Origin of the sequence: Candidatus Nitrosocosmicus sp. FF01, from assembly GCF_047711275.1 — an archaeon.
GTDB lineage: Archaea > Thermoproteota > Nitrososphaeria > Nitrososphaerales > Nitrososphaeraceae > Nitrosocosmicus.
The window spans coordinates 1-4975 of sequence record NZ_JBLNIG010000010.1 but is presented as its reverse complement, the minus strand read 5'-3'; the positions used below and the strand labels follow the sequence as shown (position 1 = coordinate 4975).

General features: G+C 35.7%; 8 protein-coding genes and 1 pseudogene. 4 read left to right on the top strand and 5 right to left on the bottom strand.

What is annotated here, in order from left to right; translation table 11 throughout:
- From ACMT7R_RS14890 to ACMT7R_RS14880, 3 genes and pseudogenes are all read left to right on the top strand, one after another.
- The coding region (locus ACMT7R_RS14890; RefSeq protein WP_415312758.1) for a hypothetical protein at positions 1–240 on the top strand (240 nt) is incomplete at its 5' end.
- Between the two features lie 316 nt (positions 241–556).
- Positions 557–1747 (top strand): annotated as a pseudogene (locus ACMT7R_RS14885) (carboxypeptidase M32).
- A gap of 8 nt (positions 1748–1755) precedes the next feature.
- Entirely contained in the window at positions 1756–1905 is a 150-nt protein-coding gene (locus tag ACMT7R_RS14880; RefSeq protein WP_415312757.1) for a hypothetical protein, read from the top strand.
- Between the two features lie 32 nt (positions 1906–1937).
- On the opposite strand, the gene ACMT7R_RS14875 is transcribed toward ACMT7R_RS14880, so the two are convergent.
- The 3 genes from ACMT7R_RS14875 to ACMT7R_RS14865 all read right to left on the bottom strand — a co-directional run bounded on the left by ACMT7R_RS14875 (position 1938) and on the right by ACMT7R_RS14865 (position 3569).
- On the bottom strand, positions 1938–2279 hold the full coding sequence (locus ACMT7R_RS14875; protein ID WP_415312755.1) for a hypothetical protein: 342 nt from the start codon (positions 2277–2279) through the stop codon (positions 1938–1940).
- Between the two features lie 275 nt (positions 2280–2554).
- Complete coding sequence (locus tag ACMT7R_RS14870) at positions 2555–2695, bottom strand: hypothetical protein (protein WP_415312754.1); 141 nt, start codon at positions 2693–2695, stop codon at positions 2555–2557.
- The gene (locus tag ACMT7R_RS14865) at positions 2673–3569 is read right to left on the bottom strand and encodes a methyltransferase (RefSeq protein ID WP_415312753.1); all 897 of its coding nucleotides are present in this window, start codon (positions 3567–3569) and stop codon (positions 2673–2675) included. The genes ACMT7R_RS14870 and ACMT7R_RS14865 overlap by 23 nt, the downstream gene beginning before the upstream one ends.
- A 229-nt stretch (positions 3570–3798) precedes the next feature.
- Here ACMT7R_RS14865 and ACMT7R_RS14860 point away from each other — a divergent pair, with 229 nt between their 5' ends.
- A complete protein-coding gene (locus ACMT7R_RS14860) occupies positions 3799–4407 on the top strand; it encodes a DDE-type integrase/transposase/recombinase (protein ID WP_415310948.1) in 609 nt (202 codons plus the stop codon).
- Here ACMT7R_RS14860 and ACMT7R_RS14855 read toward each other — a convergent pair.
- Entirely contained in the window at positions 4390–4755 is a 366-nt protein-coding gene (locus tag ACMT7R_RS14855) for a hypothetical protein (RefSeq protein WP_415312751.1), read from the bottom strand. The genes ACMT7R_RS14860 and ACMT7R_RS14855 overlap by 18 nt on opposite strands.
- Entirely contained in the window at positions 4707–4871 is a 165-nt protein-coding gene (locus tag ACMT7R_RS14850; protein WP_415312750.1) for a hypothetical protein, read from the bottom strand. Before ACMT7R_RS14850 ends, ACMT7R_RS14855 begins: the two co-directional genes overlap by 49 nt.
- Between the last annotated feature and the right edge of the window lie 104 nt (positions 4872–4975).

Below are 4975 nucleotides of genomic sequence, written 5' to 3'. Positions count from 1 at the left end.
AATATAACAATTAATGGCACAGAGAGCAGTAACTTATTTTTAGTTCATCACCATGGAGGTATTACTATCGTTAATGGACAAAGCATCATTACAACCAATAACTATAATAGTAGTGGCAATATGAAACCCGGCAAAGCAACTACCGTCATGATTGACCTTAATGGAGTAAGACCTGATGATCCAAGAAGCTCCGCTGGTATTGTATTGTATTTTTCAAAAAAAATTCTACTGGTCATCTAGACATTTTCGATAATATGATCGCAATTTATCAAGTTAAAGCCTCGTCCAAAGGTACTGACATTCGAATGTGACAATGGAGAGGTTCTGATATCTTGTTTGAATAGGCATGTAAATTGATTCTTTTTAACTATCCCCATCCATTTTATTGCTCTCTAATGCAAACAAAGATCAAATCAAAATAATGGATTTGGGCATTCTAAATTATGATTATTGATTCGTATTTCGCATAGTCGTAGAAATATTGTTTAATTACTCTCCGCACACTAGCAAAGGATTAAGTGACTGATAAGATTGAGTCCATCAAAGGTATAAAAAAATGAGATGCGAGAATCCAGTCATGAATCAGATCCTCGATGCTTATAAACCGATGTGGTCGATAAAACATGCCGTTTCCCTTATGGGTTGGGACTTTGAGACTTTTATGCCTAAGGAAGGAACAGAAGAACGGGGAGTGGCCGATTCTCAGCTTCATATGTTGCATAAAGATCTACTGCTAAACAAAGAATTTACAGGCCTTGTTGAATCAGCAAAGAAACTAGATAACCTGGGTGATCTTGAAAAGGGCATACTAAGAGTACTAGACAAGGAAATAACTAAACAGATCAAGATACCCAAAGAATTGACTGAGGCAGAATCATTAGTAAGAATAAGGGGAAACATGGCCTGGAGAGAAGCAAGGGCAAAATCTGATTTTAAGATGTTTGAACCCCATTTGCAGAAAATGATAGAAATAAAGAAAGAAATCGCAGCAAAATGGGGGTATGATAATCATCCTTACGATGCTCTTTTGGATACATTCGAAGAGCAGCTCACTGTAGATGATCTGGATAGGATATTTGGTGTATTGACACCTCGTATTCAAAAGCTCTTTGAAAAAACTCGTGGATTCAAACAGTCCTTTTTGCAAAGAGAATAATCTTGGGAGATTAAAGTATGATTTCAAAAAAGGTGCATAAAGTCTAATCATGATATCTTGGATTCTCTACAGTACGACAAGAGACGATTTAGAATGGATACTTCTACTCATCCTTTCACTGAGACCATGGGGCTCAACGACGTCAGAATAACTACTCGTTATGAAGGAATCGATTTCAAAAAGTCGAGATTCAGTACCATCGATGAGGGAGGTCATGCTTTGTATAATCTTCAATGTGATCGATCATTATCTCTTACTCCAATCGAAGGTGGGTCTTCACTTGGACTCCATGAATCTCAATCAAGGTTCTGGGAAAATATTGTGGGTAGAAGTTTACCTTTTATAAAATTGATATCACCCTTAATTAGAAAGCAAGTGAATTTTGCTAGTCAAACTACAGATGATGAACTGTACCTTTATTTCAATAACGTCAAGGCTGATTATATTCGAGTTGATGCTGATGAAGTAACCTACAATTTACATATAGCGATTCGATATGAAATAGAGAAGAAAATATTTGAGGGTAATCTTAATGTCTCTGAAATTCCTGAATTTTGGAACGATAGAATGGGCAACAGTTACTCGGTGTAAGACCTACAATGGATTCATTGGGTGTCCTTCAGGATACACATTGGAGCAGTGGGTCCTTTTTTGGATATTTCCCAACTTATACTCTCGGAAATTTGGTCTCAGCGATAATTGCTTCAAAGATGCGCAAAGACATGGAGAGTGACGATAGATGCACATAGAGAAGGGCAACTTTGATCCCATTAGAAGGTGGTTACGACGCTTGAAAACTAAATGACGCTGTACCATTGTCTTTTGTAGAAAACTTTGTATTTCCTTGTATGTAGGATGTGTCATTGTTTCTAAGGATTTCCGAATAATTTCCCTCTACAGCAATATCTATCGTACCGTTAAGAATTCCTTTGCCAGCAAAATCTGAATAAATACCATAATCTGTAGATTCCGGTTTTCCTCCTGATGACTGATAAATTTCTACAACAAATGGTTTTCCCAAATTCAAAGAATTAGTAAAGTTTGCGTCGTCAAAAGCTCGTATGTAGAGCGAATTCGCAACTGCCATGGAAAACGAGATTACAAATCCAATAACGAGTATCAATAAGACATTATAGCTTCTGCGTTGAAATTTCATATCTGACATCTTGATATTATTGGATTATTATATTTGTGTTATGTTTATAGCCATAAACTGGCAACAATGGCTAAGATTAGATACCATTAAGAATTGGTATTGTAATGAACGTATTGTTATACATCAATAGAGAATAAAAATATTTGCACATGTTTAATTAGATTCTCAAATTCCACCTTGGTTAATATGTTAAAAAAATAAATGTCAACACCGATAAAATAATTGATGAAAATGGTTTAGAGTTATCCATTTTTTACTGCTTCGATAACACCAATCATTTTAGAATTAGGGTAATGAGTTTGAAGATATTTCCATCCCGATTGACTTAACAGGGTCTTGTATTCTGCTATTGTCCTTTCTCTACCGGTAGTAGCGCACATCATATGTATATCGAACAATTTCGAAAAAGTGTGGCTGGCTAGGTTCTGGCACTATGTGTTCAACAATAAATATTCTGGCTTTGTCGGGTGCAGCTTTATGAATATTTACAAGTATTTGAATGCACTCTTTATCGCTCCAATCATGTAGAATCATTTTCATCATGTAAAGATCTGCTGAAGGGACCTGATCAAACATATTGCCTTTGATATATTTACAACGATCCTGCAAACCCATTTTACTGGGCCAGGAGTTTTCTTGATTCCTTACGACTGGCTCCAATTCCAATATTGTTCCATTGAGATGATCATATTTTGAATGAAGGTGGCTTGAAAGATGTCCCTGGCCACCTCCAATTTCACAAAGGGAAGATATGTTAGTAAAGTCGTAATTGTTTAGTGCTTCTAATACCATGGTAGTATGCATCGCCGAATAACTGCTCATTGCATCGTTGAAAATTTTTGAATACTCTGAGTTCTTACTTGCATACTCAAAAAGATCCATGCCATATTCCGAAGAAAAAGCATTCTGCTGTCCGTCCTTAATCATTCTAGGTAAATGTTTCCAAATTTGATAATGTTCTGGTCCCTCTTCTAAAAGTAAAACTCCTTGGAGGGTTTGAGGATGATCTTTTTTCAGTATTTCTCCCAATGATGTTATAGAGAATCTGCGACCATCATTTTCTTCTTTTGCATAGCCTAAAGTCGATATTGCTCTGAGAATACGATATGCCATAATCTCGTTGAGATTTAAATCCTGTGCAATATGGTGTATATCTACGGGATTTGTTGTAAGGTAGTCGAATATGCCACTCTTGGCGCCTGTATAAAGTATTTGACTTTTCCATCTGCCAAAAATGAAACTTATAGGACCTGTCAAATTCAGACATAGGCCTAATGAATAAGGTCTTTTTATTATATGTTCACTTGAATTACGCTTTAATTTAGGTTATTGTTGTTACTTGAAAGAGTAGCGAAACTGATGATTATATGTATTTTTAAGTGAACTGTCAATTAAATGGCCCCCATAAACTGACTGATATTAAAATGCTTGATGGGCTCTGTTCAGTTAAGAAAAACCTATAGCTTGAAGACGTCTTATTTCATATGTGTTTACCAGAAATAAAACGCCTCCAGAATACGTCTATCGGGGCTTGTATTTGTATTTTTCAGGGCTATCTCTTAGGAGAACATCTGAAAGATTATCATACTGTATCAAACGAAATCATGTCACTATCTGGAACTGGATTCAAAAGTACCAACCTAAGATTATCAAGACAAAACAAAGACGGATATGTGAATTCATTGTAGATGAAACATTGCTTAAGGTAGGTTCAGAATACACATGGTTATGGGTTGCAATAGATGCAAAAAGTAAGGAAATTCTCGCACTATCTATCTCTAAAGAGAGAAACATGTTTGTTGCCGAACGGTTTCTGTTAAACATAATCAGAGACTATGGAAAGCATCCAGTTTCAACAGACGGTGGTGGTACTTGGTACCCCATGGCTTGTCAATTCCTTAAATTAGAACACCATCTCCATTCCTCCTATGAAAAAAGTTTGATTGAAAGAACAATACAATACATAAAGGATAGGACAGAGAATTTTGATGATTACTTTCCCTGCAGAATAAAGAACTGCAACCTAAAACATGTAAAAAACTGGTTGAACCTGTTTGTCGACTATCATAATAAGGAATTAAAACCTGTTAACTGAACAGAGCCAGCACATAGGTTTGCTATCCGCATTATTCGCAATATTTTCCATTACCTTACTACAGTAATTCGTGACATCTTTCTCATTCTGAGTTGGAGACGTGTTTTTTTGTTTTATGCGATGATTATCATTGGAACAAAGATAAGGTTCTATGTTACCATTGTACCACTCTAATTTATGAAGCAATTTGGTTGCCTGAGAATCTGAAGGTCCACAAAAACATCTGTACAAGTTATTATCCTTTGCGAATTTATCCATCGATTTTAATAATTTGATCATAGATTCTTCTTCTGAATAAATTATAAGATGGTGTTTCCTGATTCCTCTGATTGCTGCTGTTCTAACCATTTGTCTACAGCATCCCTTACTATTGAGTTTATGGAAATGCCTTTCTGGGTTGCCAAATTACCCAATTTCTCATGGACTTTATCATTGAATCCTCTGATTTCAAGGGTGCGAGTCACAATGAGAATAGGTTTACAGAATATTTATACGTATTGCTAGCAAGATAGCATTATTTGATCCATTTATATATTGCTAGCATGCTAGCAATATATATGACATAAAC